This window comes from Cohnella rhizosphaerae (assembly GCF_029525575.1).
Taxonomy (GTDB): Bacteria; Bacillota; Bacilli; order Paenibacillales; family Paenibacillaceae; genus Cohnella; species Cohnella rhizosphaerae.
The window spans coordinates 2,036,424-2,062,264 of the sequence record NZ_JAPDIA010000003.1 but is presented as its reverse complement, the minus strand read 5'-3'; the positions used below and the strand labels follow the sequence as shown (position 1 = coordinate 2,062,264).

The 25,841-nt window shown below is 58.5% G+C and carries 26 protein-coding genes and 4 pseudogenes; 10 read left to right on the top strand and 20 right to left on the bottom strand.

The annotated features are described in order from the left end of the window. Positions 1–749 precede the first annotated feature (749 nt). The 5 genes from OMP40_RS14835 to OMP40_RS14815 all read right to left on the bottom strand — a co-directional run bounded on the left by OMP40_RS14835 (position 750) and on the right by OMP40_RS14815 (position 5,501). Entirely contained in the window at positions 750–1,727 is a 978-nt protein-coding gene (locus OMP40_RS14835) for a type 2 periplasmic-binding domain-containing protein (RefSeq protein WP_277532338.1), read from the bottom strand. An 85-nt stretch (positions 1,728–1,812) separates the two neighbouring features. Next, on the bottom strand, positions 1,813–2,349 hold the full coding sequence (locus OMP40_RS14830; protein ID WP_277532337.1) for a type 2 periplasmic-binding domain-containing protein: 537 nt from the start codon (positions 2,347–2,349) through the stop codon (positions 1,813–1,815). Between the two features lie 31 nt (positions 2,350–2,380). Beyond that, the gene (locus OMP40_RS14825) at positions 2,381–3,262 is read right to left on the bottom strand and encodes a carbohydrate ABC transporter permease (RefSeq protein ID WP_277532335.1); all 882 of its coding nucleotides are present in this window, start codon (positions 3,260–3,262) and stop codon (positions 2,381–2,383) included. A 15-nt stretch (positions 3,263–3,277) separates the two neighbouring features. Continuing rightward, a complete protein-coding gene (locus OMP40_RS14820) occupies positions 3,278–3,961 on the bottom strand; it encodes an ABC transporter permease subunit (protein WP_277532334.1) in 684 nt (227 codons plus the stop codon). Positions 3,962–4,679: 718 nt separating this feature from the next. Next, entirely contained in the window at positions 4,680–5,501 is an 822-nt protein-coding gene (locus tag OMP40_RS14815) for a hypothetical protein (protein WP_277532333.1), read from the bottom strand. Positions 5,502–5,517: 16 nt separating this feature from the next. On the opposite strand from OMP40_RS14815, the gene OMP40_RS14810 reads away from it, so the two are divergent. After that, on the top strand, positions 5,518–6,231 hold the full coding sequence (locus OMP40_RS14810; protein ID WP_277532331.1) for a sensor histidine kinase: 714 nt from the start codon (positions 5,518–5,520) through the stop codon (positions 6,229–6,231). 27 nt (positions 6,232–6,258) lie between these two features. Next, the gene (locus OMP40_RS14805) at positions 6,259–7,770 is read left to right on the top strand and encodes a response regulator (protein ID WP_277532330.1); all 1,512 of its coding nucleotides are present in this window, start codon (positions 6,259–6,261) and stop codon (positions 7,768–7,770) included. Positions 7,771–8,321: 551 nt separating this feature from the next. Here the strand turns inward: OMP40_RS14805 and OMP40_RS14800 are convergent. The 4 genes and pseudogenes from OMP40_RS14800 to OMP40_RS41765 all read right to left on the bottom strand — a co-directional run bounded on the left by OMP40_RS14800 (position 8,322) and on the right by OMP40_RS41765 (position 10,266). Then, the gene (locus OMP40_RS14800) at positions 8,322–8,714 is read right to left on the bottom strand and encodes a winged helix-turn-helix transcriptional regulator (protein ID WP_277533200.1); all 393 of its coding nucleotides are present in this window, start codon (positions 8,712–8,714) and stop codon (positions 8,322–8,324) included. A gap of 139 nt (positions 8,715–8,853) precedes the next feature. Beyond that, positions 8,854–9,412: pseudogene (gene hxlB / locus OMP40_RS14795) on the bottom strand (6-phospho-3-hexuloisomerase). 4 nt (positions 9,413–9,416) lie between these two features. Then, a pseudogene (gene hxlA, locus OMP40_RS14790) lies at positions 9,417–10,050 on the bottom strand (3-hexulose-6-phosphate synthase). A gap of 39 nt (positions 10,051–10,089) precedes the next feature. After that, complete coding sequence (locus OMP40_RS41765) at positions 10,090–10,266, bottom strand: hypothetical protein (protein WP_420871979.1); 177 nt, start codon at positions 10,264–10,266, stop codon at positions 10,090–10,092. On the opposite strand from OMP40_RS41765, the gene OMP40_RS14785 reads away from it, so the two are divergent. The 5 genes and pseudogenes from OMP40_RS14785 to OMP40_RS41755 all read left to right on the top strand — a co-directional run bounded on the left by OMP40_RS14785 (position 10,260) and on the right by OMP40_RS41755 (position 12,407). After that, positions 10,260–10,613: a helix-turn-helix transcriptional regulator gene (locus OMP40_RS14785; RefSeq protein ID WP_277533198.1), complete on the top strand. Its 354-nt coding sequence runs from the start codon at positions 10,260–10,262 to the stop codon at positions 10,611–10,613. The two genes, OMP40_RS41765 and OMP40_RS14785, sit on opposite strands and share 7 nt — an antisense overlap. A 103-nt stretch (positions 10,614–10,716) precedes the next feature. Continuing rightward, positions 10,717–11,502, top strand: a complete 786-nt coding sequence (locus OMP40_RS14780; protein ID WP_277532328.1) for a phytanoyl-CoA dioxygenase family protein — start codon at positions 10,717–10,719, stop codon at positions 11,500–11,502. Between the two features lie 54 nt (positions 11,503–11,556). Continuing rightward, a pseudogene (locus OMP40_RS41760) lies at positions 11,557–11,715 on the top strand (AraC family transcriptional regulator); the annotation flags it as partial. Between the two features lie 46 nt (positions 11,716–11,761). Then, positions 11,762–12,322, top strand: coding sequence for a hypothetical protein (locus OMP40_RS14775; RefSeq protein WP_277532325.1), 561 nt, complete (start codon positions 11,762–11,764; stop codon positions 12,320–12,322). Continuing rightward, a complete protein-coding gene (locus OMP40_RS41755; protein WP_420871978.1) occupies positions 12,243–12,407 on the top strand; it encodes a helix-turn-helix domain-containing protein in 165 nt (54 codons plus the stop codon). Before OMP40_RS14775 ends, OMP40_RS41755 begins: the two co-directional genes overlap by 80 nt. Positions 12,408–13,265: 858 nt before the next feature. Here OMP40_RS41755 and OMP40_RS14770 read toward each other — a convergent pair. The 11 genes from OMP40_RS14770 to OMP40_RS14720 all read right to left on the bottom strand — a co-directional run bounded on the left by OMP40_RS14770 (position 13,266) and on the right by OMP40_RS14720 (position 24,519). Beyond that, positions 13,266–15,626: a type 1 glutamine amidotransferase family protein gene (locus OMP40_RS14770; RefSeq protein ID WP_277532323.1), complete on the bottom strand. Its 2,361-nt coding sequence runs from the start codon at positions 15,624–15,626 to the stop codon at positions 13,266–13,268. A 7-nt stretch (positions 15,627–15,633) separates the two neighbouring features. Then, a complete protein-coding gene (locus OMP40_RS14765) occupies positions 15,634–18,216 on the bottom strand; it encodes a glycoside hydrolase family 2 protein (protein WP_277532321.1) in 2,583 nt (860 codons plus the stop codon). Positions 18,217–18,219: 3 nt separating this feature from the next. Beyond that, positions 18,220–19,311: a glycosyl hydrolase-related protein gene (locus OMP40_RS14760; RefSeq protein ID WP_277533197.1), complete on the bottom strand. Its 1,092-nt coding sequence runs from the start codon at positions 19,309–19,311 to the stop codon at positions 18,220–18,222. Next, on the bottom strand, positions 19,278–20,099 hold the full coding sequence (locus tag OMP40_RS14755; RefSeq protein WP_277533195.1) for a hypothetical protein: 822 nt from the start codon (positions 20,097–20,099) through the stop codon (positions 19,278–19,280). The genes OMP40_RS14760 and OMP40_RS14755 overlap by 34 nt, the downstream gene beginning before the upstream one ends. Positions 20,100–20,199: 100 nt before the next feature. Continuing rightward, positions 20,200–20,997, bottom strand: coding sequence for a glycoside hydrolase family 38 N-terminal domain-containing protein (locus tag OMP40_RS14750; protein WP_277532320.1), 798 nt, complete (start codon positions 20,995–20,997; stop codon positions 20,200–20,202). A 24-nt stretch (positions 20,998–21,021) separates the two neighbouring features. Beyond that, on the bottom strand, positions 21,022–22,227 hold the full coding sequence (locus OMP40_RS14745) for an extracellular solute-binding protein (RefSeq protein WP_277532318.1): 1,206 nt from the start codon (positions 22,225–22,227) through the stop codon (positions 21,022–21,024). Next, positions 22,217–22,624, bottom strand: a complete 408-nt coding sequence (locus tag OMP40_RS14740; protein ID WP_277532317.1) for a type 2 periplasmic-binding domain-containing protein — start codon at positions 22,622–22,624, stop codon at positions 22,217–22,219. Before OMP40_RS14740 ends, OMP40_RS14745 begins: the two co-directional genes overlap by 11 nt. A 64-nt stretch (positions 22,625–22,688) precedes the next feature. After that, complete coding sequence (locus tag OMP40_RS14735; protein WP_277532315.1) at positions 22,689–22,901, bottom strand: hypothetical protein; 213 nt, start codon at positions 22,899–22,901, stop codon at positions 22,689–22,691. Between the two features lie 19 nt (positions 22,902–22,920). Continuing rightward, entirely contained in the window at positions 22,921–23,271 is a 351-nt protein-coding gene (locus OMP40_RS14730) for a carbohydrate ABC transporter permease (RefSeq protein WP_277532314.1), read from the bottom strand. Next, positions 23,258–23,635, bottom strand: a complete 378-nt coding sequence (locus OMP40_RS14725; RefSeq protein ID WP_277532312.1) for an ABC transporter permease family protein — start codon at positions 23,633–23,635, stop codon at positions 23,258–23,260. Before OMP40_RS14725 ends, OMP40_RS14730 begins: the two co-directional genes overlap by 14 nt. Further along, a complete protein-coding gene (locus OMP40_RS14720) occupies positions 23,629–24,519 on the bottom strand; it encodes an ABC transporter permease (RefSeq protein ID WP_277532310.1) in 891 nt (296 codons plus the stop codon). The genes OMP40_RS14725 and OMP40_RS14720 overlap by 7 nt, the downstream gene beginning before the upstream one ends. Positions 24,520–24,566: 47 nt before the next feature. Between OMP40_RS14720 and OMP40_RS41750 the strand changes: the two are divergent. From OMP40_RS41750 to OMP40_RS14710, 3 genes and pseudogenes are all read left to right on the top strand, one after another. Next, a pseudogene (locus OMP40_RS41750) lies at positions 24,567–24,923 on the top strand (GntR family transcriptional regulator); the annotation flags it as partial. Between the two features lie 70 nt (positions 24,924–24,993). Next, positions 24,994–25,440 (top strand): substrate-binding domain-containing protein, encoded by a 447-nt coding sequence (locus OMP40_RS14715; RefSeq protein ID WP_277532309.1) that lies wholly within the window; start codon positions 24,994–24,996, stop codon positions 25,438–25,440. A 47-nt stretch (positions 25,441–25,487) separates the two neighbouring features. Then, positions 25,488–25,820 (top strand): substrate-binding domain-containing protein, encoded by a 333-nt coding sequence (locus OMP40_RS14710; RefSeq protein WP_277532308.1) that lies wholly within the window; start codon positions 25,488–25,490, stop codon positions 25,818–25,820. Positions 25,821–25,841 lie beyond the last annotated feature (21 nt).

The following is a 25,841-nucleotide window of genomic DNA, read 5'->3' as shown; positions in this document are numbered from 1 at the left end:
CGCCCGCCAGCGAGGCGTGGCGTGGGCTTGACGGGCTTGATGGGCTTGGCGGGCTTGACGGGCTTGACGGGCTTGACGGGCTTGACGTGCTCGCGCTCGCGGCGTATAGCCAATAGTTGTTAAAACGCATTTATTTCCTTTGATCACGACATTATTGGGCCAAATAAGTGTTGAAGCGCAATTAAATTCCCACTTTCGAGCGTTTTGACCCGGTCTTGAACCAATTAAATGCGTTTGAACACTTATTTCCTTCTCAGCCCCGATCAGCGCGCCGATTAACTGCTTTTCAACACTTATCGCTCCCGGCTCCCGGCTCCCAGCTCTCAGCTCTCAGCTCCGGGTTATCCGTGTCTAGATCGAGCACAATTGCGCTTGATCTCCTCCTGGAACATCCGATTACAAGAAAACTAGTTTGTTCCTAACCGAGACTTTGACGACCGCGCGATAGCGCAAGCGGGCCAGTTTGTTGCTACACAGAACTTTCGACGGCCCTGCGATGGCGCAGGATGGCTAGTTTGTTTCTAACCGAGACTTCGGCGGCGGGGCGATGGCGCAAGAGGGCCAGTTTGTTCCTAGATAGAACTTCGACGCCCCCGCGATGTCGCAGCTGGCTAGCGCAGCACGGCGTAATCATCAATCGATTAAAAGTGCAGGATTTTCACCTCAAACACGCTCTTCAGCGTCGCGAACCGGTCCAAAAGTTGCTGTAGGGGCAAAAAAGTTACGCTACAGCTTCGCGAACCGCGCCATTATTTGATCAGACCGGCTGCCTTGAACTGCTTCGTCGCCTCGTCGAGCAGCGTCTGTCCGCCGGACGCCAGCCATTGCTTCACGAACCCGTCATAATCTTTGGTGCCGCCCAAAATGTACTTGATGTCGAACTCGTTCTGCAGCGTATCCAGGTCGGACACAATCTGCGGATCAAGGGTCAGCATCGCCATATCGTTCGGATTGGCCGGCATTTGCATCGTTTCGTTGTCCAGCCTCATCTGCTTTTTATCCGATTCCGCCGGCTGTTCGTTCGTGCTCTCCACCACGCCGTCCTGTCCCGTGGCGACCCACGTTCCCCAGTCGTAAGCGCCTTTGTTGTCCTGGCGGTAGGCTTCTCCCTTGAGGCTGACGAATTTGCCGCCGCCTTCGACGTCCATGACCTTCTGTCCGTTGACGCCGACGCCCCAGCGAAGCGCCCAGTAGCCGTCGTTCGGATACGTGGAGTTCTCGAGGATCTTCAGGATACGTTCCAGCTTCACCGGATCCTGCGCGGCCGCCTTGGAGATCGTGATGATCCCGCTGTTGATCGCGCCGGGCGGGAGCTTGCCGCCATCCGGGCCCCCTTTGGGCATCGGCAGGTTCTCGAACCAGCCGATCGTCGAGCCGGTCGAGCCGGTGCCGCCTTCCACCTCGTTGACGAGTACGCCCGGGTAGAACGTCAAGCCCACCTTGCCCGCGAACAGCTTTGGCTTGCGCTGCTCCCAGCCTTGCGTGTACCAGTCCGGATCGATGAGCTTCTCGTCCACGATCGTCTTCACGTAGTCGAGCAGCTTTTTGTGCGTGCCGTTGACGATCGCGCTCTCCGCCTCGCCGCTGCCCGCGAAGATCCGGCTTTTGCCGAACATCAGCTCGAGGTTTTTCAGTTCGCCCAGATTGGCGCCGGCGCCGGCCGAGCTGATGCCCCAGGTGTCGTTCTTCTGATTGCCGTCCGGGTCGTCGTGGGTGAATTTGCGCAAAACGTCCAGCAGCTCTTCCGGCGTCGTCGGCTGCTTCAGTTGTAATTTGTCGAGCCAATCCTGCCTGATTTTGAACGAAAACGTATTAGGATTCGGGCAGCGTCGGCAATCCGATCATTTTGCCGCCTTCGTTCACGTACGCTTTAGACTGATTGGAGAAGGTGCCCGACAAGGTCGGCAGCTTATCCAGATAAGGCGTCCAATCCTCGAGCAGCACGCCCTGCTTGTACAGCTTTTTGATCGTATTCAGATCCCAGGCGTAGATCATATCTGGCGGATCGTTCGAAGCGAATTGCACCATGAGCTTGCTCTCGAGATCGGATTCGGGATAGGCGGACAGCTTGAAGTCGACGTTGTACGTCTCGTTCATCCACTTTTTCCACGGATCGTTGTCGTCGGTCGGCGTATTGACCCAGCCGTTCTCGATAAAGGAGATCGTCACCTTCTTGTCGGAAGAATCCGATGCTGCCGCGGTGCCTTGGCCCGCTGTCTGGCTGACTGCCTGGCTCCCGGACGACGGACTCGAACCGCCCGTCTCCGACTTGTCTCCGCTGCACCCCGTCAACACCGCCGTGCCCGACAACGCCATCGTCAATAGTGCGCTTGCTAGCTTTTTCCTCATTTGCTGCTCCCCCATCGTCAGTTTTCTGCATTTATCCTTTCACCGCGCCCAGATACATGCCTTTGGCGAAATGCTTCTGGAGAAACGGATAAACGAGCAAGATCGGCACCGTACCGATCACCGCGACCGCCATCTTGAGCGATTCCGTCGAGACGCGCTGCGCGGGATTGAGCACGGAAGTCGGATTGAAGTCGGAGCCGATGTTCGCATTCGCGAACATGTTCCGCATGATCAACTGCAGCGGCATCCAATCCGGACTGTTGATATAAATGAAAGCGTCGAACCAGCTGTTCCAGTGGGCCACGGCGATGAACAGCCCGATGGCCGCCAGCGCCGGCTTGCTCATCGGCAGGATGATGCGGGTCATCAAGGACCAGTCGTTCACCCCGTCGACTTCGGCCGACTCTTCGATCTCCTGCGGAATTCCTTCGAAAAATTGCTTTAATACGAGCAAACTCCAGCTGTCGATCAACCCTGGAACGATCAGCGACCAGAACGTGTCGAGCAGATGCAGATCCTTGACGACCAGGTAAGTCGGGATAAGCCCGCTGTTGAACAAGACGGTGACCAGGATGAGAAACAAGAAAATCTTCCGTCCCGGCAGCCGCTTGCGGGATACGACATAGGCGCCGATCATCGTCATGGTCAGCGTCAGCGCGGTGCCGATTACGGCCCTTAGCACGCTGACCGTCAGCGCATTCGTAAACACGCTTCCGGCGAACAACCGCTCATACGCCAGAAAGGTCGGATGGAACGGAATAAAAATAAAGCCGTTGCGCTGAATCCACTCCTGTTCGCTGACGAGCGACATGGACACTACGTATACGATCGGATACGCCGAAGCCAGCGACAACAGCCCGATGACGGCAAAAGAGAAAATTTGATAAAGGCGTTCGCCCCGGAACGGTTTCATATCCACGCTTCCTTTCTACCAAATGCCCGTGCCGGCGTATTTTCTGGCCGCTTTGTTCGCCGCCAGGACGAGCAGCAGGCCAAAGAAAGATTGGAACAGCGACATGGCCGTCGCCATGCTGTACTGGAGCTGCGCAACGCCTTGGCGGTAAATCCACGTATCGATAATATCGCCCACCGAATACGTAACGGGATTGTAGAAAAGCAGGACCTGCTCGCCGCCCGCGTACAAGATGGAGCCAATCTGGATCGTAAACAGAAACACGATGATGGAGGAGATGCCCGGCAGCGTGATATGGATAATGCGCTTGACCGGTCCCGCTCCGTCGATCTTCGCCGCTTCGTAGAGCGATGGATCCAGGGCGGTTAACCCCGCCAGGTAAATGATCGTTCCCCAGCCGATTTCCTTCCAGATGCCGGTGCCGATCAAGATCGGCCGGAACCAGGACTCGGACGTCAGGAAGGCGATCGTATGTCCCGTCAGCCCCTGCCAAACCTGATTCACGAACCCCGTGTTCGACAACATCGCATAGGCGATCGCGTACACGATAACCCAGGAGAAAAAGTGCGGAATGTAAAGCACGGTTTGGCTTACTTTGCGGAACCGGGAGGAGGCCAGGTCGAACAGCAGTATCGCGAGCAGGATCGGCGGAAAAAATCCGAATCCGATGCGCAAAAGGCTGATTTCCACCGTGTTCATAAAGACTCTCTTGAAGTCCTTGTGATGAAGCAGCGCGCTGAAATTGTCCCAGCCGACCCAGCCGCTCCCCCCAGATGCCGCCGGTCAGATTGTACTGCTTGAACGCCAGCAGCACCTGAACGAACATCGGATAATATCGGAACGTAATAAAGTAGATGATGACCGGGATAAAAAGCAGATAGAGAATTTTATGTTTCCCTATTTTCGACCGAAGCACGCGTCCCTCCCCTTTCGCCGCCGTTTGTATACGCCTAATGTTAGGGAATAGAGCGGCGCATGGAAATAGGTCAATCCTTGCGCATGGGGGGGACGATCCGACCTTGTCGCTTCGAGGAAATTGCGCATTCCCGACGATCGTGATTAACTGAAGTCATCGTAGAAGAAAACCGCGCCGTTCACTTGGTTCCGGTTCAGGGAAGGGAGCCGTTGATGCCTTTGAAACCGCTAAAGCCGCCGAAAGCGTCGAAGCGACCCAATCAACGTTGGACGATCGACAATTGGCCGATCGCCACCAAGCTGATCGTCGTCTACTCTCTTTTGATCTCGGGGACGCTCTCCACGGTAGGCATCGTTTCTTACTACTACTACAGCCTCTCCATGGAAAATCAAATCAAAGCGTATATCCCGCAGCTGCTCAGCCAGACGAGCCGCCATCTGGACACGTATCAAGGGGGAGCTGCTGTACGTTACCCGCACGGCGCTCGCGAAGCAGAACATCTCATCGATCCGCCGTGCGCTCCGGCAAGCCGAATCGGACGGCGCGCTTGGCACGCAGTCGCTGATGGCCTCGATCCAGCTCAACGACGCGATGCGGCAGCTGAACATCGAGCAGCGGCAATACGTGACGGGCGTGACGCTCTATTCGCACAACTCCGGCGCGTTCTACTATCAGATCGGGGAAGGCGGCGTATGGCTGGCGCAACGGAATTACAGGGAAGAATCGTGGTATCCGGAAGTGGACGAGCGCAACCCCGTCCCTGTCATATTCGGCACCGAAGCGCTCTCGGATACGCCGGGCGCGCCGCCCGTGTTCAAGATCGTTCAGCCGATCCGCAGCCAGGACGGCCAGAACGTGGCCGGTTTTCTCGAAGTCGACGGTTCCCTGCAGCTGATCAACACCATGCTGCTCGACGTGAACTTCGGGCCGGACACCCGTCTCTTCGTTCTCGATCACCACGATCGGCTGATGTATGCCAAAGGCGATCCAGGCGTCGGCGCGGGCGAGGAATGGAAGGGCGACTTCGGCCTCGCCGGAGGCGATTGGTCGCGAGCCGGGAGCTCCCGCTTCGTCTCGCTCGGCGGCATCCGGCATCTCGTCAGCTACACCAAATCCGACCAGACGGGCTGGAAGGTCATCGCCGTCATCCCGGCGGAATACCTGACGCAAGGCATCGGCAAGGTGAAATGGTCGACGATCGGGGGCATTGCCGCGGGCACGACCGTGGCGGTCATTGCCGCCATCTTGCTGGCGTACAGCATGACGCGGCGGCTTCGGCTTCTCGTCGTCAGCCTGCGGGACCTGGAAAAAAACGACTTTCAAATGCCGTTCCCCCCCGATGCGGACCGACGAAGTCGGGCGCGTATGGGGCGCGATCAGCAAAATGGCGGGCCGGATTCACGTGCTGATCAACGAAGTGTATCAGTCGAAAATCTTGAAGCAGGAAGCGGAAATTCGGTCGCTGCAAAGCCAAATCAATCCCCATTTCCTGAACAACTCGCTCGAAACGCTGCGTTATCTCGTCAAGAGCGGCCGGTCGGAATCCGCGGAGCAAGGGCTGATCGCATTGGCCGACTTGTTCCGCTATCACGCCGTCCGGGAGCACGAGATGGTCTCCCTCGCGGTGGAAATGGCATTTATGAAAAACTACCTGCACATGCAAAAGCTTCGCTTCGGCGATCGGCTGCAGATCGAGTACGACATCGACGACGCCGCGCTCCCCGCCTATTTGCCGGGACTGCTTTTCCAGCCGCTCGTCGAGAACGCGATCGTCCACGGCAGCAGCCTGACCGGGACGATCGCCGTGACGATCCGTATCAAAGCCAGGCAGGGGCAGCTTAGCATCTCCGTCATCGACGAAGGCAGAGGCATTTCCCCGGATAAGTTGAACAAGATTTGGAGCGATCTGAGCGCCGATACGGGCCAGACGGGCAGCGTCGGCTTGTTGAACGTCTATCGTAGAATTCGCCTGATCTACAAGGAGGAAGGGGGAAATGTATATTCAAAGCGAGCCGCACAACGGGACGATCGTCGCCTTGAAAATCCCGCTTAAATTCGACTACGGAGAGGGGCTTGCGCGATGAACGTGCTGATCGTAGATGACGAGGATACGATTCTGAAGGGCTTGGCCGCGCTCCTCTCCGAATTGCCGGAAGCGTCGGCAGGCGGAGAGATTTACAGCGCGCTCAGCGGCGCCGAAGCTTTGGATATCCTTTCTTCCCGTCCCGTGGATCTGGTCATCACGGACATCCATATGCCCGGGATCGACGGCTTATCCTTGACGGGAACGATCCGTTACCGCCATCCCGAGATTCCGGTCGTGCTGCTGACCGGCTATAACGATTCCTCCTACATGCAGCAAGCGATCCGGCTGAAGGCGGAGGACTACTTGTTCAAGCCCGTCAAAAAGGAAGATCTCGCGAGCCTGTTCCAAAGAATTCACCTGCGGAAGACGACCGACCGCAAACGCGACCGGTTTTTCCGCGAAGAACAGTTCGACGCGCTTGCGTATCCGACGAAAATGATCCTCGCTTGCGATCTGGATGAAGGCGGCGAGGATAGGCGTTCCCAGCTCGGAAACGACGAAATGATTCTCTGGATGTACAGGAAGGTCATTTACGAGGCTGCCGACGGGCTCGACCATCTTTATTTTATATCGGCCAGCTCGCCGCTGGACAGCTTCAATATGCTCATCGGCGCCGGCGCGGAGACGCCCGAAGCGGCTGCCGGCAAGCTCGATAAGCTGGCTGCGGCCGTTCGCGCGTTCTGGTCGGACAGCATCAAGCTGAAGATCAGCTTCGGCCTGTCGGCGGCGAGCGGAACGTCGCCGTTTCGCGCCTTGGAGAAGGAAGCTTGCAGCGCGCTGTCTTATCGCATTCATTTGCGCAGCGGCATTTACCGTTTCGCGCCTGCGGCGCCCCTGCCGCTGTCCGTTCAGGCCAGGTCTTCGCTTCCATCCGCGATCGAAGTCGGCGATGCGCAGGCCGTTCTCTCGGAGCTAGAAAAGGAATTGCTGCGCATCTTCGAGCGCCAGGCGGCGGCTCCGCTCTCGGCTGCAGAGGGGTTGATCCAGTTTTTGTACGCCCAATTGGCCAAAAGCTACCCGGCGGCGAGTCTTACGCTTTTCAACCGGATTCCCAAACTCACCGAACAGCTGTTATGGTCAAGAACGAAGGATCGGTTCCTTCAGCTGCTTATGACCGAATTCAACGGCTGGCTGGGCGCCGTACTTCCCGATCACTCCGAATTCGGCATCGTGGCGCTTGCCAAGACGTTCATTCAAGCCCGATTTTCGGAAGCGCTCAACATCGGCGACGTCGCGGCGGCCGTCTATGTCAGCCCGAGCCATCTCAGCCGTTTGTTCCGTGCCCGCACGAACGCGACTTTTCTCGAATATCTAACGAACGTTCGCGTAGCGGAAGCCAAGAAGCGGCTGGCCGATCCCAAAGCCAAAATCTACGATATTGCGGCGCAGGTCGGCTACAGCGACTGGAAGCATTTCAGCCGAATATTCAAAGAGGCGACCGGCTATCACCCGAGCGACTACCGCGACCGGATCGTGGGCATCCAGGCGGCGGACACGGATATTTAGGGGGTTACCGCCCCCCGCTTCGGTTAAAATGCCGGTGCCGTGTCACCAGCTGCCGTACGATTTTTTGATGCTGCTCCCCGACGTCGCTAGAATGACCGCTTCCAACGAGGCGGGAGCGGCGACCGGCGGGGACGCAATGTAATAAGGATATACGAGCGTCTTATTCCGGCGGGATCGGCGGTGCGCGGTGGAATAGCGATGTGCGAGCGTCTTATTCCGGCGGGATCGGCGGTGCGCGGTGGAATAGCGATGTGCGAGCGTCTTATTCCGGCGGGATCGGCGGTGCGCGGTGGAATAGCGATGTGCGAGCGTCTTATTCCGGCGGGATCGGCGGTGTGCGGTGGAATAGCGATGTGCGAGCGTCTTATTCCGGCGGGATCGGCGGTGCGCGGTGGAATAGCGATGTGCGAGCGTCTTATTCCTGCCTAAGCGGCAGGACGCAGAGGAATAAGGATGTGCGAGCGTCTTATGGTGGCGAGATCGGCGGGACGCAGCGAATAGCGAGGCGTCACCATCGCTCGTCACGATGCTCACCTTCTACGCACCGATGATCACGCCTCGGCCGCCGCGGTCTCCGGAGCCGTCTTGCCGTCTTTCCAGATGACTTGCTCGCCGTAATGTTTGCCCCAATTGTACATCATCTTCAAAACGGGGATGAGACTCTCGCCATATTCCGTCAACGTATACTCCACCTTCGGCGGAACCACGGGATATACTTTGCGGAAAACCAGCTGGTCCTCCTCTAATTCGCGCAGCTGATTGGTCAGCATTTTTTGCGTAATGTGGGGGATCAGCTTTTTCAGCTCGCTGAACCGCTTCGTGCCTTCCAGACCAAGATGCCACAAGATGATGAGCTTCCATTTGCCGCCGATCACCGCCAGCGTCAATTCCTTCTCGCAGTTGATCGTCGCCAAGTCGATCCGATCCTTGATCTCCGTCGCCATCGTCATCCCCTCCTCTAGGCAGTATACAACGAGCGATTACAGGATGTAAAAGCCTATACCTACCAACTGGAAACTAAAGAACAGCCCCCGCCGCGAAGGCAAGGACTGTCCGGTCCGTTATTTGAGCGGTTGGCGTCCGCTATTCCAGGTTGGCATGCCTGCCGTACATCCGGCCGCTGTCCTGTCCCTGCTTCTCCATCATTCTGAGAATGACGGCGTCGTAAAAGATCAACAGCGTCTGCTCGAACAGCGAAGCCATCGGCTGAATGGTCGAATAGCTGCCGCTTGCTTGATCCTTGGGCGATCCGGGCAGCCTGACCACCGCGTCTGCCAGGCTTCCGATCGTAGACTCGGGCGCGATCGTGACGGCCACGACGGATGCGCCGAAGCTTTTCGCTTTTTGGGCCATCGGGATCAAGCTTTTCGTTTCCCCCCGAGCCGGTTCCGATGATCAGTACATCGCCTTTGCCGATGCCGGGCGTGATCGTCTCGCCGACCACATAGGCGTTGGCCCCGGTGTGCATCAGACGCATGGCGAAGGCCCGTCCCATCAGGCCCGATCTGCCTGCGCCGGCGACGAATACATGGTTCGATTGCAAAATGAGATCCGCCAGCGTCTCGGCTTCCGCATCGGCGATCTGCTCGGCCGAACGCTGGAGCTCCTTGACGATCTCGGCGACGTATTGGATCGCTTCCATGCGTTTAGGCCAGGCCGACCAATTTCTTCATTTCGGCCGCCGTCGCCTTCTTGTCCGCCTGGCCGGTGATGCCGCCGCCGACAATGACGAGGTCCGGCTGGGCATTGATGACTTCCGGCAGGGTGTCCAGCTTGATGCCGCCGGCGATCGCCGTCTTGGCTTGCTTGACGACGCGTTTGATCGCCGCAAGCTCCTCGAAGGAGTTTTTGCCTTCGGCCTGATGATCGTAACCGGAGTGCACGCAGATGTAATCAACGCCGAGCGCGTCGATCTCTTGCGCTCTGCCTTCGATGTCCTTCACGTTGATCATGTCGACCATGATTTTTTTTGTTTTGCTTGCGGGCTTCCTCGACGGCGCCGCGAATCGTCGAATCGTCCGATACGCCCAGCACGGTGATAATATCAGCGCCCGCTTCGGATGCCTTCATGACCTCGTAGCCGCCGGCATCCATGATTTTCAGATCGGCCAGCACGCGCAGCGACGGAAAAGCCTCCTTGATTTCCTTAACCGCTCGCAGCCCCTCGTTGATGACGACAGGCGTGCCGATCTCCACGATATCGATATGATCCGCCACTTCCGCAACGACTTGCTTCGCTCCGGGGATATCTACAAGATCCAGCGCCAATTGAAGTTCCATGGAATGATCTCTCCTTCGGGTGATTGTGCTTGCTCAGTTCTAGCCCATTGTAGAGTCATCGTTCCATTTGCGTAAGTAGGCACTTTCGCGTGAGGGAGTTACCTGGAGGAAACTGTGGGGCTTCGCTAAAGGGCCGGGGCCCGGCATGACCAGGAAATCGCCGCGGGTCAGGCTGGCATTCGGGCCGAAGCTGCCGTTGCCCATAGTCGCTGAAATGCCGCGACAACTTTAACCGGAATCTGACGCTGCAGATCATCGCCGACCATATCCACGTCAACAGCAGCTATCTGAGCCGCTTGTACAGGCGGGAGACCGGCGAATCCATCGTCGACGCCATGAACAAGCATCGGATCCAGATCGCCAAGAAATTGCTGAAGGCCCCCTCCGGGAAGGTATTGGAAGTCGCGAGTGCCGTCGGCATCGATACGCCCGCTTACTTCACGCATGTGTTTACGAAATACACAGGGGTCAGTCCGAAGAAGTACAAGGCGAATCTCTATCAAGGCGAATCTCTATCAAGGCGCCAACCGGTAGCGCTCGGTCCGCCATCCTTCAACACCTGAGTAAATGCATACTCATTATGTAGAAATGCAAAGCCGGCTTCCGCGCTCCTATCCTATAATAACGAGAGATTCATCAACCAATCCTCTCAAGGACGGTGCTCATATGAATAATCAATCGGTTTTGGCGGAAAAAAAGCAGCAGTACGATCAACTGGGCTACGCGGTCTTTCAGAACGTGCTGGATGCCGAGCTGATGGGGGAAGCCAAAGAACACATCGCCTGGCTCATGAAAAAATATCCCGAGAAGCGGCCGGAGCAGCTGGGCAACGATCTGCTCGCGAACGATCCGTTCTGGATCCGGCTGATCGGCGACGACCGGCTGCTCGATATCGCCGAACAGTTCATCGGACCGAACATCGCCTTGTTCGCTTCCCACTACATCAGCAAGCCGCCCTTCGACGGCAGGCCGGTGCTGTGGCATCAGGACGGCAGCTATTGGCCGCTTGCGCCCATGAACGTCGTCACGCTGTGGCTGGCCGTAGACGATTCGGTACGGGAGAACGGCTGCCTGCGCGTCATTCCCGGCACGCAGACGATGGAGCTGCAGGAAATGAAGCAGAATACGCAGGTCATGAGCGTCTTGGAGTCGGAGGTCGACCCGTCGCTCGTGGAGGAAGACAAGGCGGTCGATCTGATTCTCCGCTCGGGCGACGTGTCCGTGCATCATCCGAACGTGATTCACGGGTCGGAAGCGAATTTGTCTCCGATGCGCCGCTGCGGGTTGACCATCAGATACATCCCGACTTCCACGCGCATCACCGTGGACCCTTGGCCCAGCGCATTCCTGCTCAGAGGCGAAGCGGTGCCCGGCGTTAACAGCTATTTAGAGCGTCCCAAGTTCGATCCGGCGCAGCATATGCGCTTCCGCGGCAGCGAAGCATGGATATAGTCGGCTGACGAAGGCGAAGAGGAAGACGAAGACAGAGACGAGGATGGAGGCGGAATGCGGATGACCCAGCAGCCCGAAAGGCTTACGATGGAACAGTTTATGCCGAAGGACGCCTCCGTCCAGGTGTTTTCCGGATGTCTGCGCGGCACGACCGGGCTGCACTGGCATGAATTTTATGAAATTACGCATATCGTGTCCGGAGAAGGGCGCAACGATTGGAACGGTCGAGCCTATCCGGTGGGGCCCGGCAGCACTTTTTTTGCTCACGCCCGCGGATTTTCATCATCTGAGCCCGCTTGCGGGCGACGGCCTGGAGCTGATCAACGTCATCTTCTCCGAGGACATGCTGGACGACGAGCTGCGGTTTCTGCTGTTCTCGGAGGCGCCCCATCTCGGGCATCGTTATGCGCCGGAAGATGGTGCGGCGGCTGATTTTGCCGCGATGTGGAACGAAGCGAACGACACCCGGCCGGGAAAACGGAAGATGCTCGAGAACTTGCTCGAACGCATATTGCTGAGGCATGCCCGCGCTTGTCGCGGATCGGCTTCGCTCGAACGCACCAAAGACTCGCAAGTGCTGCCGCTATCCATTCGCAGGGCCGTGCTCTATATGGAGCATCACTTCAGGGAGGATCTGGAGCTTGAAGCCGTGGCCAAGCAGGCCGCGCTGGCCCCGAACTATTTCAGCGGGCTGTTTAAAAAAGACGGTCGGCCTCTCGTTCCGGGGCTACTTGCAGCAATTGCGCATTCGCTTCGCGAAATCGCTGCTCCTCGCTTCGGAATCGTCGATTACCGAGATTTGCTACGCATCGGGATTTAATACGCTGGCTCATTTTGAACGGGTGTTCCGGGAAAAGACGGGCATGTCGCCGATCGCGTTTCGCAAACAGGCGGATTCGCGCTGACTGCTTGAACCGGCATATGCCAACCATGAACAACGACGGCGAACGGGGCATCCCCGTTCGCCGTCGTTCGTCGTGACTACTACCCGCCAACTATCGACCGTCGTTCATACTTGGCCGCCTTGTTGCTCGCATTAACCGAATTCGAACGCGTCGATGACGACGTTGTAATCGCTCGCCGATGCGTTTTTCGTCCTGTCGACCTCCACCTTGACGATGTGCGAGCCTGGCGTCAGATCGGCCGCGCTGTAGATGATCTGCTGATATTTCTTGACGGCGCTGTACAAATCGACCGTGCGAACCAGCTTGCCGTCCACATAGATGTTGGCCCGGCCTTGGTTCGAACCGAAATTGCTGATCACGCGCACGGCCGTGCCGGTGAACGTCAGCTGCGCGCCGTTGCCGACGGCGCTGCCGAACGTCTCCGTGCCTGCGTAGTCCGACGCGTCCGCCCACTGCCCCCAGCTGCCGGTGTACGCGACGGATGCGTGGCGGTCGTCCACCTTGGTCGCGAGCGACGTGCCGTACTCGAACCGGTCGATGACGACGTTCGCGTTGGTCGAGGCGGCGTTTTTCGTCCCTTTGACGACGACTTTGACCGTATGCGCGGCGTCCGTCAGCCCCGTTTTCGCAAACAGCACCTGGCGGTACCGCGCGTCCGGCGCGTACAGATCGACGTCGGACGCTTGCAGCGCGCCGTCGACGTAGAAGTCGGCTTTGCCCTGATTGCCGCCGTACTTGCCGATGACCCGAATCTGGCTGCCGGTGAACGCAAACTCCGCATAACCGCCCGCCGTGTAGTTGAACTTCTCGGTCGCGGCGTGGTCGAGCTTGTCGCCGTCCCAATTGTTCCAGGCGCCGCTATAGGCGACGGCAGCGTCCCGATCGTCGACGGATTTGGTCTGCAGCTTCGCCGGCGCGCCCGCGGCGCTCCAGTTCACCGTCACCGTCACGCCGCCGGGATCGTTCCAGTATTTGACCAGCGCCGACTTGCTCTCGTCGTCCCATTCCTGCGAATACAGCGTGCTGCGGCCGCTGCCGTTCACCGCCGTCGCGAGCTGCGGTACGAGGCCGTCCTTGCTTAAGATTCGGAGCGCGCCAAGCGTATTCGAAGCGCCTTTGGCCGTCACGACGGTGCTCGAAGCGTTCTCGCTGATCGCCGGGTTGTTGCCCTGCGCGAACAGCACGCGGGGGGATCGTCGTCACCGTGGCGCCCGAGACGTCCTTCAGCAGCGCCGACTTGCCCGGCGCGACCTTGCGCGTCGTGACGACCTGAAGGTCCGGATCGAGCACGTCGATGTATTTACCCGTCTCCACGGCCGTGCCGCTGATCGAATAAATGCCTTTGTACGGGCCTCTCGTATAGGAAATCGCGTTTTGCGCGCTCACCGACGCGCTTTTGTACACGGAGCCGATATTTTGCATGATGTTAAACATTTTGGAGCTGCCGCCGGCGCTGTTCCCGAAATAATACGGATCGATGCCGAAGTACGCGAACTTCCCGGATCCGTAGCTTTTCTCGAACGCGATCGTCGTCGTCCCCTGCTTATACATCGGCGTGAAGCTGCCGCCCGTGTAGCCGATATAGCCGACGCCGGACGTCGAAGGCAGCGAGCCGATGCCGGCAGCCAGCGCCGATCCGGCTTCCGCCGACAGCGTCGCGTTCGACAGCGTGCCGGCCGTGCGGCCGGTCGCGCCGATTCCGAAAAGACCGAGCAAGTGGTCCTGGGGACTGGCGTAGCTGCTGCCGCCCGAGTTCCACCATTGGTTCGGCGTGTTCTCGTACGGCGTGCGCCCGCCGAAGTAGACCACGATGCCGCCGCCGTTCACATAGTCCCGCAGCTTGATATTGTAGGCGCTGCTTTGCGGCTTCATCAGATCGTAGCTCACGTAGACGACATCGTATTGGCTGAGCGGGTTCGCCGCGGCCGTTATCCCTTCGAGCGGCACGCCGTCGATCAGGAAGCCGCGGTGCAGCAGCGGCATCGCGAGCGAATAAACGCTGTCCTGATTGGCCGTATTGCCCGGACCGCCCGCCTGCCAGTTCGTCGTATCCGAGATCAGGATGCCTGCCTTCAGCGGACGATTGGGCGTCGCGATCGCGCCCGTATAGTTATGCATATCGTTCAAAACCGTAATCTCGTTCGCCATCGCGGTCTTGAAGCTCTCCGGCGCTTCGTTTTCGTCGATGCCCATGATCCGTTCCGGCCAGATCGGGATCTCGTACCGGTACGCGTTCGGCTGCGACAGGGCGGCCGTCAACTGATGGGCGTTCATGTCCGCCAGCCAGTCCCAGGACTTGGCCGAATAGCCGTCGCCCTTCGGGTCGATGATGAGCGCGACGTCTTTGCCCGGATTCGCCCTGCCGAGCTGCGCGAAGTAGCTGTAATCCAGATAACCGTTCTCGAAGGGCAGCGAGACGGACGAGCCTTCGTACAGGACGCCGGCTTCCATCGTATTGGACCACGCTTGCCCGACGATGCCGTCGACGCTCGCGTTCGCCAATCCTTCCTGTCCTGCGTACGGATTTTTCCAGGGGAAGTAGGAGAGCTGGCTGTGCGCGGCGATATACGTTTTGACGGTCGGATAGTGGGTCTTGATATAGCCGAAGACGGCGTCGATCTCCCGCTGCAGCAAGTAGCTCCGCAGCTTCGACGCTTTGAGGAAATTGGCCTCGCTGCCGGCCGGGTTGGCCCACGCCGTGCCGTAATAGGCGAGCCATTCGGCTTTGAACGCGTCCTCGTAGCCCGCGTCGCCGAACAGCTCCGGCTCTTCCAGAATGATCGTCGTCGCGCCCTTGCCGATCGCTTTGACCGCCTGGTCGCGGACGTAATCGTTCCAGCCGGCGGTCGGCGTCACGTAGCTGTGCGTGCCCAGATGCTGCTTCAGATTGCCAGCGGCGTCCTTCTGCACGATATCGTAGTGCGTCGATCCGTCGTAGAAGCCGCCGACATACCGGTTGTCAAAATCGTGGGTGAATGAAAGCATCGCCATCTTTTCGTAGCCGGCGTTGCCGTAGTTTGCGATCGCATTTTCGTAAGGGTCCTTGTTGCTGAACAAATAAGGAGCCGCGGCGTCGACCGGCAGATGCAGATGGGTTCGATAGTCTTGCCCGGTCTGAAAAAAGTGTAGGCGTTCGCCTGCGCGGCGGCGGCGCTCTGCGACAGCGCCGCGACTGCGATCGCGGTTGTCGCCAGCTTGCGAATGGACTTTTTCATTCACGACCACCTCACTCGGTAGGGGTATTCATCGCTTTAACGCGCCAGCGCCGGTCCTGCGGCAAAATGTCCGCGAAGCGACGGCGGACGGTCTCGCCGGGAAAAATCAAAAATCCGTCTTCCAGCGGCCGGACGACCGGGTGGTTGCCGCCGTCTTCAGGCGTCGTGCCGCTAACTCTCACCCATAGCGCGACCGTCTCTCCCGTATTACGGACTGCGACAGTCGTTGCGCCGTCTTCCTCCCTCGTCTCCCATTCGATCGTTGTCGCGGGCAAAGCGAGGAAGGCTTGCAGCGGCGGCTCCTCGTCCCGTTCCTTGACGGCGAAGGCATATTCATTGTCCGCCAGCGCCCGCCCATCCGCGGCGTCGACCGCGTCAAGCGTGACGAATACGGCGACAGCCCGGGGAACTTGAAATTCAACGGTGCCGGCAAACGCCGCAGCAACCACGGTTGCGTTCAGCGCATAAGCGCCGTTCGCAACGATGCCGCCTTTCTCGTCCCTTGCCGTCCATTCCACCGTCAGATCGCCCGCTTCCATGCCATCCGCCGTTACATAGATCAAACCTCTAAACGTATCGCCTGGCCGATAGGAAATGCCGTCATACTGCAGCGAGACGTGCAAATTGCGGTTTGCCTTCGCCACCCAGCTATAAGCCAGCTTCGGGTCGCCGTAGTAGTCGATCGCGCTCGTGCAGGATACGTTCGGATACGGTTCGTTCAGCTGCCATAGCAGGCTTCCGCTGCAGCGAGGCGCCCGCCTGCGGTTCGACTCGACGGCATACCGTATGCCTTCCGCCTGCAGCCACTGCGACGCCATAACCATCCGATCGAATGTACCGAAGGAATCGCCGAACAAATACTGCAGCTGGTCGTCCATATTCCAGTATTCATAGCCGTGCAGCAGCCATTCGACCGACCCGGCATGCCCGGCTTCCATCCGGTCCGCCGGCATGAAGCGTTGTATGCTTTCGATCGAAGCAAAGCCGTCCCCGCCGTATTCGCTGTGCAGCAGCGCATCGCTCCCGTTATACAGCCGGTAGTGCGCGGTCTCCCCGGCATACTTCCACGGTCCGTGCACGTCGTACATCCTGCCTTCGCCCGCGTGGGCCTCTTCCAGAAAAAAAGACGGGCCTGAAGGCGAGGTGGGTAGATAAAGCTTCGTCTCGTCGAGGTCGGAGACGAGATCGCGAAGCAGGCGCAGGTTCGTCTGCCGGTCGGTGAGCGGCACCATCTGGCTGTCCAGATGTCCGCCCTCCGTCAACTCGTTGCCGCCGCACCAGATGGCCATGGACGGGTGATTGCGCTTGGCGCGAATGACGTGCCGCATCGTATGCGAGACGGTATGGAGAAAGGCGGGTCTGACGGACGGCTCGTTGTTGAAGCCCGAGCTGGACTGCATCATCTCCTGCCAGACGAGAATGCCCGCTTCGTCGCATAACCTGTAAAAGAGATCCTTCTCGATCAGACCGCCGCCCCACACGCGAAGCATGTTGACGTTGGCCCGTTTGGACAGCGCGATCAGGTGCCGAACCTGGTCCTCGCGGTCCCTGCCGTACAGTTGATCGGCGGGCACCCAGTTCCATCCCTTGATATAGATCGGCTCTCCGTTCACCGCCACCGTGAACGCCAGCGCATCCGAGGGCGCGCCGGGATTGGCGCGGAACGACAGCGTGCGGAAGCCCACGTTCGCTTCATGATCGTCGGAAAGGCGATATTCGCCCTCCGATTCGGCCGCCTCGAGCCGCAGCTTCAATCGGTACAAAGGCTGCTCTCCATAGCCGTTTGGCCACCACAGCCGCGCATCCGGAACCGAGATGCGCTGCCTGACCGTCTGCAAGCCGGGAACCGCTTGGCCTTCATAGCCGGCCTCCCCGGCGAGCCGGCCGCCAGGTTCGTACAGCTCGGCCGTCAGCCGGAATCGTCCCGACCGTACGCTGTCGATCGCGGCGCTCACCGTCGCTTCGCCGCCTCCGTCCGCCCCGGGAACCGCTTCGACCCTAACGTTGTCGAACCGGCTCCATTCCGAGATTTGCAGGCTAACGCCCTTCCAGAGTCCGATATGCACCAGCCGCGGGCAGAAATCCCATCTGTAGCCGAACCTGCTTTTCAGATGCTCCACCTGCTGCGTGTAGCCAAGCTGGGCCACACCGTCCGGCGACCGCTCCACCACCACGACAAGCGTATTGCGCTCGCCATACCGCAGCGAAGCCGACAGATCGAATTCGCCGGGAACGAACATCCCCGCGTGACTGCCGATTCGCTCGCCGTTAAGCAGCACCTGCGCCGAATGATCGACGCCATCGAGCAGCAGCGCGATCCGTTTGCCTTTCCACGACGCTTCGGCGGTAAAAGAAGTTCTGTACAGCCAGTCCCGCTGGTTCACCCATTCGCAAGCCGGCGCGTTCGCGCCGTAATACGGGTCGGGCAAATAGCCCGCGCGTTGCAAATCCCAATGTACGCTGCCGGGCACTTCGGCCGGCAGCCAAGGGACGATCCCCTTGAGCTGCACGCCCACCTCCATGCTCCGGCCGAACGCCCAGAAGCCGGGGTACGATCCGGTCAACTCCCAATTTTCCGTCAGATCGATGCGCATCGGTCAACGCTCCTTCTGCGGACCAAACCAAAGCTTCAAGGTTACGATTTCCTTGGGCTTCGCCGCGACGCGCAAGCTGTTGTCCTGCTCGACTTCGACCGTGCCGACGGTGTGCTCGTCCAGATTCGTCCGCTCCGCCCTGATCACGGGATCGGCCGGCCGAAGGCTACCGCTCGTCTCGCGATCCGAGCAGTTCCACAGCCGGACGATCCAGGCGCCGGCATCGTCTTCGGCCCGCTTGCAGGCGCTGACGATCAGATCGGCGCCCGTCAGGCCCAGATAAGCGTGCCGGGCAGGCAGGTCGGTCGCCCGTCTGTGCAGCGTCTCGAAAGCGACCGGTCCCGGCTTCCGGTTCACGCTCCGGATGCCCAGCGAGAATTGCTGCTGCTCGGCAAGCAAGTCGCCCCATGAGGCGTCGGCCGGCGCGAAAGGCCGGAACGCATACTCGAATTCCAGTCGTCCCAGCAGTTGGCCGCCGTCGCCGCCGTCGCTCAGCACCTCGTCCCTCGTGCTTCGGTACAGCGTCAGCGCCGCCGTCCGCGTCCGGTCGTCGCGCAGTTGCGCCTCGTAGAGCCCCTTGCTGTAGACGGCGAATCCATGCCCCTCGCCGCGGATGGCCAGCAGCCCGTTCGAAGGCACGATCCCGCTGTCCTTCTCCATATGACGGCTGTAATCCGGAAGCCGGACGCTTCGCTCCACGATATCGAAAGGCGTGCCGGTATAGTAGCGGTCGCTGTCGACGCGCGTCGGGAACAGCAGCTTCAGACGATGGTCGCGCACGCCGTTGTCCACGACCGTGCGGCAGCGGACGACCGGGTCGTTCTTGCGAAGCGTGATATAAGTAGCGACCGCGAGACCGGTCCGCTTGTCCGAACGCCTCGTCCGGTCCGGCGCGATCTCTTCCGGCACCTCCAGCCGCAGCGCGACGCGCAGACACGTTTCCAGCGGCCCGTCATGCACGACGGACACAGACGCGCCGCCGGCCGCCGAGCTGGCCGTCTCGTTGCCGACCGGCGCGATGTACTGCCAGCCGTCCCCGATATCGGCTTGATCCTCGAACGTCAGCAAGCCTTCCGTCTCGTAGCCGGTGTCCAGATCGCGCAGCGCAAGCGTGCCGTTCGCCGCGACTTCCAGACGAAGCCTGCCGTTCTCCCATACGTTCGGCGCGATCTGCTGGCTGCCGATATAACGTACGGGCTCCGCGGCCCGGCGAAATCCGTATTCCCCCTTTGCCCGGCGGCTCGGACGCCTGCATATCGACCGTGTACGTCGTATAGCCGAACGCGGGAATGTCGCCTTTCAGCGCGACCGTGATCCTGTCGACCTGCTCCCCCGTGCGGAATATCGCGGTAGGGACGCCATCTTCTCATGCTCTGCTTCTTCACGCCGACGACCTGGAAAGGCACCTCCTGGCCCTCCGAATCCAGCAACCTAAAGTTCGCGCCGCCGATCTGCGGCGATACGGCGGGCACCGCCGTATTGAGCGGCAGCTCCAGTTCGACTTGGATCACGCCGTCGACGGGGCGCTGGGACGAATTGAACAGCACGACGGCGTGCCGTCCCTCTAACGCTTGCTCCGCGATATGCCCGGACACGTAATTGAACGCTTCGGCCAGCATGCCTTCCCCGAGCGAACGGCTCTGGGCAAAGCGATACAGCATATCCTCGTGAACCTGCGTGATCGAGCAGCCGCAGATCGAGTCGTGCGGATGATTTTCAAGCAAATGCTTCCAGGCCAGGTCGAGGAACGCCTTCGGGTAAGGGCGTCCGTCCCGCGACGCAAACGCGCTCCACGGCTCCGCCCACCCGGTCAGCAGGTTCTCGCCATGCTGATTGTGCTGCTTGAGATGTACGCGGGACGACAGCACGTTCGCCAGCACCATGTTGTTGACGCCGTTGTAGCCGGGCATGCGCTGCTCGCCCTTGAACACTTCAAGCTCGCCGATCCGGGCGCGCAGCGCCGCCACATAAGCTTCGATCGTGCTATGCTCCCACGCCACGCCCGGGGTCCTGTCGTTTAACCGGTCCAGCATCCAGCCCAGATTCGGCTCGATCTCGATATGGTCGCAGCCGTCGAGACTGAGCGCGATGTCCGTCGTCGCGCGTCTGGCTTTGTAGTCGAGCATCGCCTCGGCGCGTTCGACCAGCTCTTGCTCCTCGTACTGGAACGCCCGATCGAGAAACGGCCAGCGCAGGAAGAAGTAAAAATCGCTGTAGGACCGGTCTTCGTCCAGCTTCAGACCAAGCAATCGGCTGCCGTCGGCGCCTTCCCACCACATTTCCGCGGGATCCCCCGTTGCCGTAAAACCCGCGGAACAACACCGCGTTATCGATGCCGAACCCTTGGAAAATTTGCGGCATCTGACTGTTGTGCCCGAAAATATCGTTCACGTAGCCCGACTTCATCGGCTCGAATCCCAGCTTTCTCGATTGCCGGAAGCCGGTCAGCAAGTTGCGCACGAGCGACTCCCCGCTCACGAGAAATTCGTCCGGCATGACATACCAGGGGCCCGCTGCCAGTCTGCCTTCCCGCAAATGCTTCAACAGCTCTTCTTTTCGTTCCGGACGAATTTGCAGGTAATCCTCGATCATGATCGTCTGGCCGTCGAGCATAAAGTGCCGGTAGGCGGCATCCTCCCGCAGACGATCCAGCAATTCGTCCATCATGTAGACGAGCCGCGTCCGGAAGCTTTGGAAGTCCTGGTACCATTCCCTGTCCCAGTGCGTATGAGAGACGACGTACACTTTGCCGAGCTGCTTGCTCTGTTGCTGTAGGGTCATTCTCCGGATTCTCCTATCCTCTTTTTAATACTGGGGCTTCGTTTTATTTTTCTGAAGCTCGTTCACTTCATCGACGATTTTCTGTCCGCCGGCCTTCAGATACTTGTCGATCGCCGTATCCCATTCTTGCCCGGTCACTTTGTCGTTGATGATCGCGCCGTCGATCACCGATTGCAGATAATCGGTATACAGCTGCGCGCCTTGTTCGACTTCAAGCGGAGAGAAGACGGTCGGATTGCGGTATTCCGGATATTGAACGGCGTTGTACGCCTCGAATTTGGCTTTGGCTTCCGCGAACGCCTCCCCGACCCCGGCGCCTTCGTAGGTGGCCTGGATCGTATCCCAATCCAGCGCTTCGGACATCGGCTGCAGGAACTTCAGCGGCTCGATCTGGCCGGTCTTGTAATCCGTTTCCTTCTCGTCGTCTCCCAGCAGCACCTTCTTGCCGTCTACCACGTTGTAGGTTTTGCCTTCTACGCCGTATCTTCTAAAATCGCTGCCTTCCGTCAGCGTCCAGTTGAGCACGCGGAAAAATCCGTCTGGATCGGCCATTTTCGCGTTCACGTACATTCCTCTGTCCCACGCGCCGAACGGACGAATGCCGCCCATCGCGCCGCCCGGACCTTCCAGCGGAGGCAGAACGCCGATCTTCGCTTCCGGATGCGTCTTCTTCAGCGTCGAGTAAATTTCCGGACCGTAGCCCCAGTTGATGCCGAGCACCGCCGCCTGGCCGGAGGTGAACTTTTGCTTCGCGTGATCCCAGTTTTTCGCCATCAGAAATTCCTTGTCCAGCAGTCCCTTGGCTCTGAGGTCCTTCAAGTAAAAATAGTAGTCCTTCATTTCCTTCGTTAAATAGAAAGGAACGATCGTATTCGGGTTCTCTTTGTCCTCGCCGGTCGCCGGTCCCCAGCCGAAATGCGTAAATCCGAAGGAGGTCGACAGCGCGCCGAGTCCCCAGATCGTGTCCTGGGCGGTCAGCGGAATCATTTTGGCGTCGCTTTGCTTGATTTTGGCCAGCGCGGCCTCCAGCTCTTGAACGGTCTTCGGCTCGGCGATGCCGAGGCTCTCGAAGATGTCCTGGCGGTAATACATGAAGATCGGAATGAGCGGATTGGATACGTTGGGAATAAAATAAATATTGCCTTTGTCGTCCGTCAGCGTGTCCCACACCGATTGCGGCACGGCATCCTTGATGGCGGGATATTTCTCGAGGTAATCGTTAATTCTCAAAAAAGGCGCCCTGGTCCTGCATATCTTTGAACTTCTTGTCCGTCGGCCCCAATGCCCAGAACACGTCGGGAATATCGCCGGATGCGATGACGGTCATGATTTTCTGGTCGTATTCGGTTACCGGGATGATCTGCACGTCGATTTTCGCGTTCGCTTTCTCGAACATCTCTTTCTCGTAGGCGCCGCCTTTCGTATAGGTGGCCGCCCCCCATACCGGCCGCACATAGCTGAACTTGGCCGTCTCCTCTTTGCTCCCCGCGGACGCGCTTGCCGCTTGGCTTCCTCCTTGCGTCGAGCCCGATTCGCCCGCCTTTCCGTTTTCCTTGTTCCCCGAGCAAGCCGCCAACATGGCTGTCATCATCGCCAGAACGAGCAGCATGATTCCGCTTTTACGCATGTTGCAAGACACCCCTTCGCCAATTTGTTTTATATGAAAAATCCTTGCGGATCTCTCAACGCGTTCAGCCTTTCACGGATCCGAGCATGATGCCTTTTACGAAATACTTTTGGAGGAACGGATAGACCAGCAGGATCGGTACGATCGAGAAAATGATCGTCGCCGCCTTGATATTTTCCGGCGTCAGCATGATCTTGGTCGCGTCCTGGCCGATCACGGCCGTTACGCCCCGCGTATTGAGGGCGTTCATATCGATGACGATGGAACGAAGCAGCACCTGAAGCGGCCATTTCGTATTATCGTTCAGATAAAACAAGCCGGTAAAAAAAGTCGTTCCAGTGAGCGACGGCGTAAAATAGACCGATCGTGGCGATGGCCGGCTTCGAGAGCGGAATGACCATTTTCCACAAAATGCCCATATCGGAAGCGCCGTCGATCCGCATGGCCTCCTCCAGCTCCTCGGGGATGCTCCAGAAAAAATTGCGCATCAGGATCAGGTTAAATGGAACGACCATGCCCGACACGACGAGCACCCAAATGTTGTTGAGCAGGTGCAGCTCCTTGAGCAGCATGTAGGTCGGGATCAGCCCCGCCCCGAACAGCATCGGGAAGATGCAGATCCATAGCAGGAATTTATTGCCCGGCATGGCCGTCTTGGAGAGCGAGTAAGCCCCCCGTTATCGTAAAAGCCAGATTGCAGAGCGTGCCTACGACCGTGGCAAAGACGGTGACGAAAAACGACTTCAGCAGGATCGAGGTCGAAAAAATATACTCGTATGCCGCGAAGGTAAAGCTGTACGGCATGATCATGAGCGGGTGCTTGAAGATCGCGTCCGCCTCGCTGAACGACATGGCGAACACGTTCAAAATCGGCAGCAAGGTGATCAGCGCCATCGCGCTCAATGCGAGATAGATCAAGGTTTGGACCCACGCCGGATTGCGGTCCAAGCTTCCGGGTCGGTTGATGAGCGCCAATTCGTTCGTATCCGCTTGAACCGGTGGATTTACCAAAGCGACTTCTCTCCTGTCCGTCGAATGATCTGATTGGCCGACACGATCAAGATCGCGGCGATCACGCCTTTAAAGAGTCCCACGGCCGTGGCTAATCCATAGTTCGCTTCCAGCAATCCGACGCGGTAAACGTACGTATCGATGATATCCCCGACACCGTAGACGACCGGGTTGGACAGAATCAGAATCTGCTCGAAGCCGGCATCCAGAATGCTGCCCAGCTGAAGGATCAGCAGCATCGCGATCATCGGCCGGATGCCCGTCAGCGTAATATGCCAGATCTGCCGGAGCTTGCTCGCCCCGTCGATCTTGGCCGCTTCGTACAGATGCGGATCGATGCCGGTCAGCGCGGCCAGGTAGATGATCGCCGCCCATCCGAACTCCTTGAGGATGCCGGTGACGACGACCAGCGGGCGAAATAGATCCGGGTTGGCCGACAGATTGATCGCTTCGATGCCGACCTTGTCGAGCAGCAAGTTAATGATGCCGGAAGGGCCGACGACATTGTAGATAATGCCTCCGAAGATGACCCAGGACAGAAAGTGGGGAAAATACGCGATCGTCTGAATGCTCCGCTTGAACCACATGACGCGCACTTCGTTCAGCAGCAGGGCGAAGAGGATCGGAACGGGAAAACCGAAAATAATTCTGTACGTGCTGATCAGTACCGTATTGCGGATCAGTTCGGGAAACTTGACGGACGAAAACATCGTCTCGAAATTTTTCCACCCGACCCACGGGCTGTCCCCGATGCCCAAAAACGGCTGAAAGTTTTTGAAGGCGATGACGACGCCGTAAAACGGAACATAGCTGAACAAAATAAAATACAGCAGCGTGGGCGTCAGCAGCAAGTAAAAGTAGCGCCATTTCCAAATCGTCCGCAAATGCCTTCCCCCAAACCAGAAATTTGTATCCGCTTTCTTTAAGCCATATGATAATATACATATTGTCTTATGTCAATTGTTGTTTTGTTATATTTATTCCATACCTTTCGTCAAGGTTATATAAGATTTTCCAATTCCGTTGCTTCTCTAATGGCATAATGTTATATTACTTTATAATACCTTTTGACGAGAGGAATATGTCCTTGACCTCCGATAACCAACCGTTATATCTCCAGATCAGAGATATGCTTAAAGAAAAAATTAATCTCGGCGTCTTGAAGCCGGGCGACCAGATCCCGACCGAGTCCGAGCTCGTTCAACAACACGGCGTCAGCCGCATTACGATCAAAAGCGCGCTGAAGATGCTCGTCGAAGACGGACTCATCTATCGAATCGCGGGCAAGGGCACTTTCGTAGCCGATCCCGAATCCTCCGAGCCCCTCCCGATCGATTCGAGCGCCGCCGTTAAAAAAAGTGGGCTTTCTCAGCCCCCTGGCGAACGACGAATTTTCGATGAGACTGCTGATCGGCGTACAGGAAGCGTGCAAGGACCAGAACTTGATCCTGATCGTCCGCTCCGCCATGACGCAGCGCGAAGAGCAGGAAGGCATCCGGTTTTTGCGCGCGGCTGGCGTCGACGGATTGCTGATTTTCCCGGTAGACGGCGAGGCCTACAGCGAGGCCGTATTGAATTTAAAAACGGAAGGCTTCCCGTTCGTCCTCATCGACCGTTATTTGCCGGGCATCAAGACGAATGCCGTCTATTCCGACAATTTTGCCGGCGGGCGTATCGGAACCGAGTTTTTGGTTCAAAAAAGGCCATCGTCAAATCGGGATCATATCGGGCACCAAATCGAAAACGTCCAGCTCCGAGGACCGCTTCTCCGGCTACCTGGACATGGCCAAAAAAGGCGGGATTAAAAATCGAGCCCGCGCACTGGCTGACCCGCATCGACGAAGTCACCTATTTGGACCCGAATATCGGTCGCGACATGATTCGCAAGTGGCTGGCGTCGCAGCCCGAGATTACGGCGATTTTCGCTTTTTCCAACACGATCGCGCTGTATGCGGCCGACGTCGCGATGGAGCTCGGCAAAAAGGTGCCCGAGGAGCTTGCCATTCTTTCCTTCGACGCGCCCCCGATTCGCGACTTCCAAGGGTGCCTGTTCAGCTATATCGAGCAGCAGGAGGATAAAATGGGCGAGGAGGCGATCGGCTTGCTGCTGGCGGCCATCGAGGACCCCGCCATCAACCGGCAAATCGTCATTCCCGTTAAATTGAACGAAGGACGCACGACGTAGGAAGGCCGCGCGACTGCAAGC

Excerpts from the sequence above, each read along its gene's own strand:
- OMP40_RS14830 (WP_277532337.1), bottom strand. The coding sequence starts at position 2,349 with ATGAGGAAAAAGCTAGCAAGCGCACTATTGACGATGGCGTTGTCGGGC.
- OMP40_RS14825 (WP_277532335.1), bottom strand. The coding sequence starts at position 3,262 with ATGAAACCGTTCCGGGGCGAACGCCTTTATCAAATTTTCTCTTTTGCC.
- OMP40_RS14820 (WP_277532334.1), bottom strand. The coding sequence starts at position 3,961 with ATGAACACGGTGGAAATCAGCCTTTTGCGCATCGGATTCGGATTTTTT.
- OMP40_RS14810 (WP_277532331.1), top strand. The coding sequence starts at position 5,518 with ATGCGGACCGACGAAGTCGGGCGCGTATGGGGCGCGATCAGCAAAATG.
- OMP40_RS14805 (WP_277532330.1), top strand. The coding sequence starts at position 6,259 with ATGAACGTGCTGATCGTAGATGACGAGGATACGATTCTGAAGGGCTTG.
- OMP40_RS14800 (WP_277533200.1), bottom strand. The coding sequence starts at position 8,714 with ATGGCGACGGAGATCAAGGATCGGATCGACTTGGCGACGATCAACTGC.
- OMP40_RS14780 (WP_277532328.1), top strand. The coding sequence starts at position 10,717 with ATGAATAATCAATCGGTTTTGGCGGAAAAAAAGCAGCAGTACGATCAA.
- OMP40_RS14765 (WP_277532321.1), bottom strand. The coding sequence starts at position 18,216 with ATGCGCATCGATCTGACGGAAAATTGGGAGTTGACCGGATCGTACCCC.
- OMP40_RS14755 (WP_277533195.1), bottom strand. The coding sequence starts at position 20,099 with ATGGTGCTGGCGAACGTGCTGTCGTCCCGCGTACATCTCAAGCAGCAC.
- OMP40_RS14750 (WP_277532320.1), bottom strand. The coding sequence starts at position 20,997 with ATGACCCTACAGCAACAGAGCAAGCAGCTCGGCAAAGTGTACGTCGTC.
- OMP40_RS14740 (WP_277532317.1), bottom strand. The coding sequence starts at position 22,624 with ATGCGTAAAAGCGGAATCATGCTGCTCGTTCTGGCGATGATGACAGCC.
- OMP40_RS14730 (WP_277532314.1), bottom strand. The coding sequence starts at position 23,271 with ATGCCGGGCAATAAATTCCTGCTATGGATCTGCATCTTCCCGATGCTG.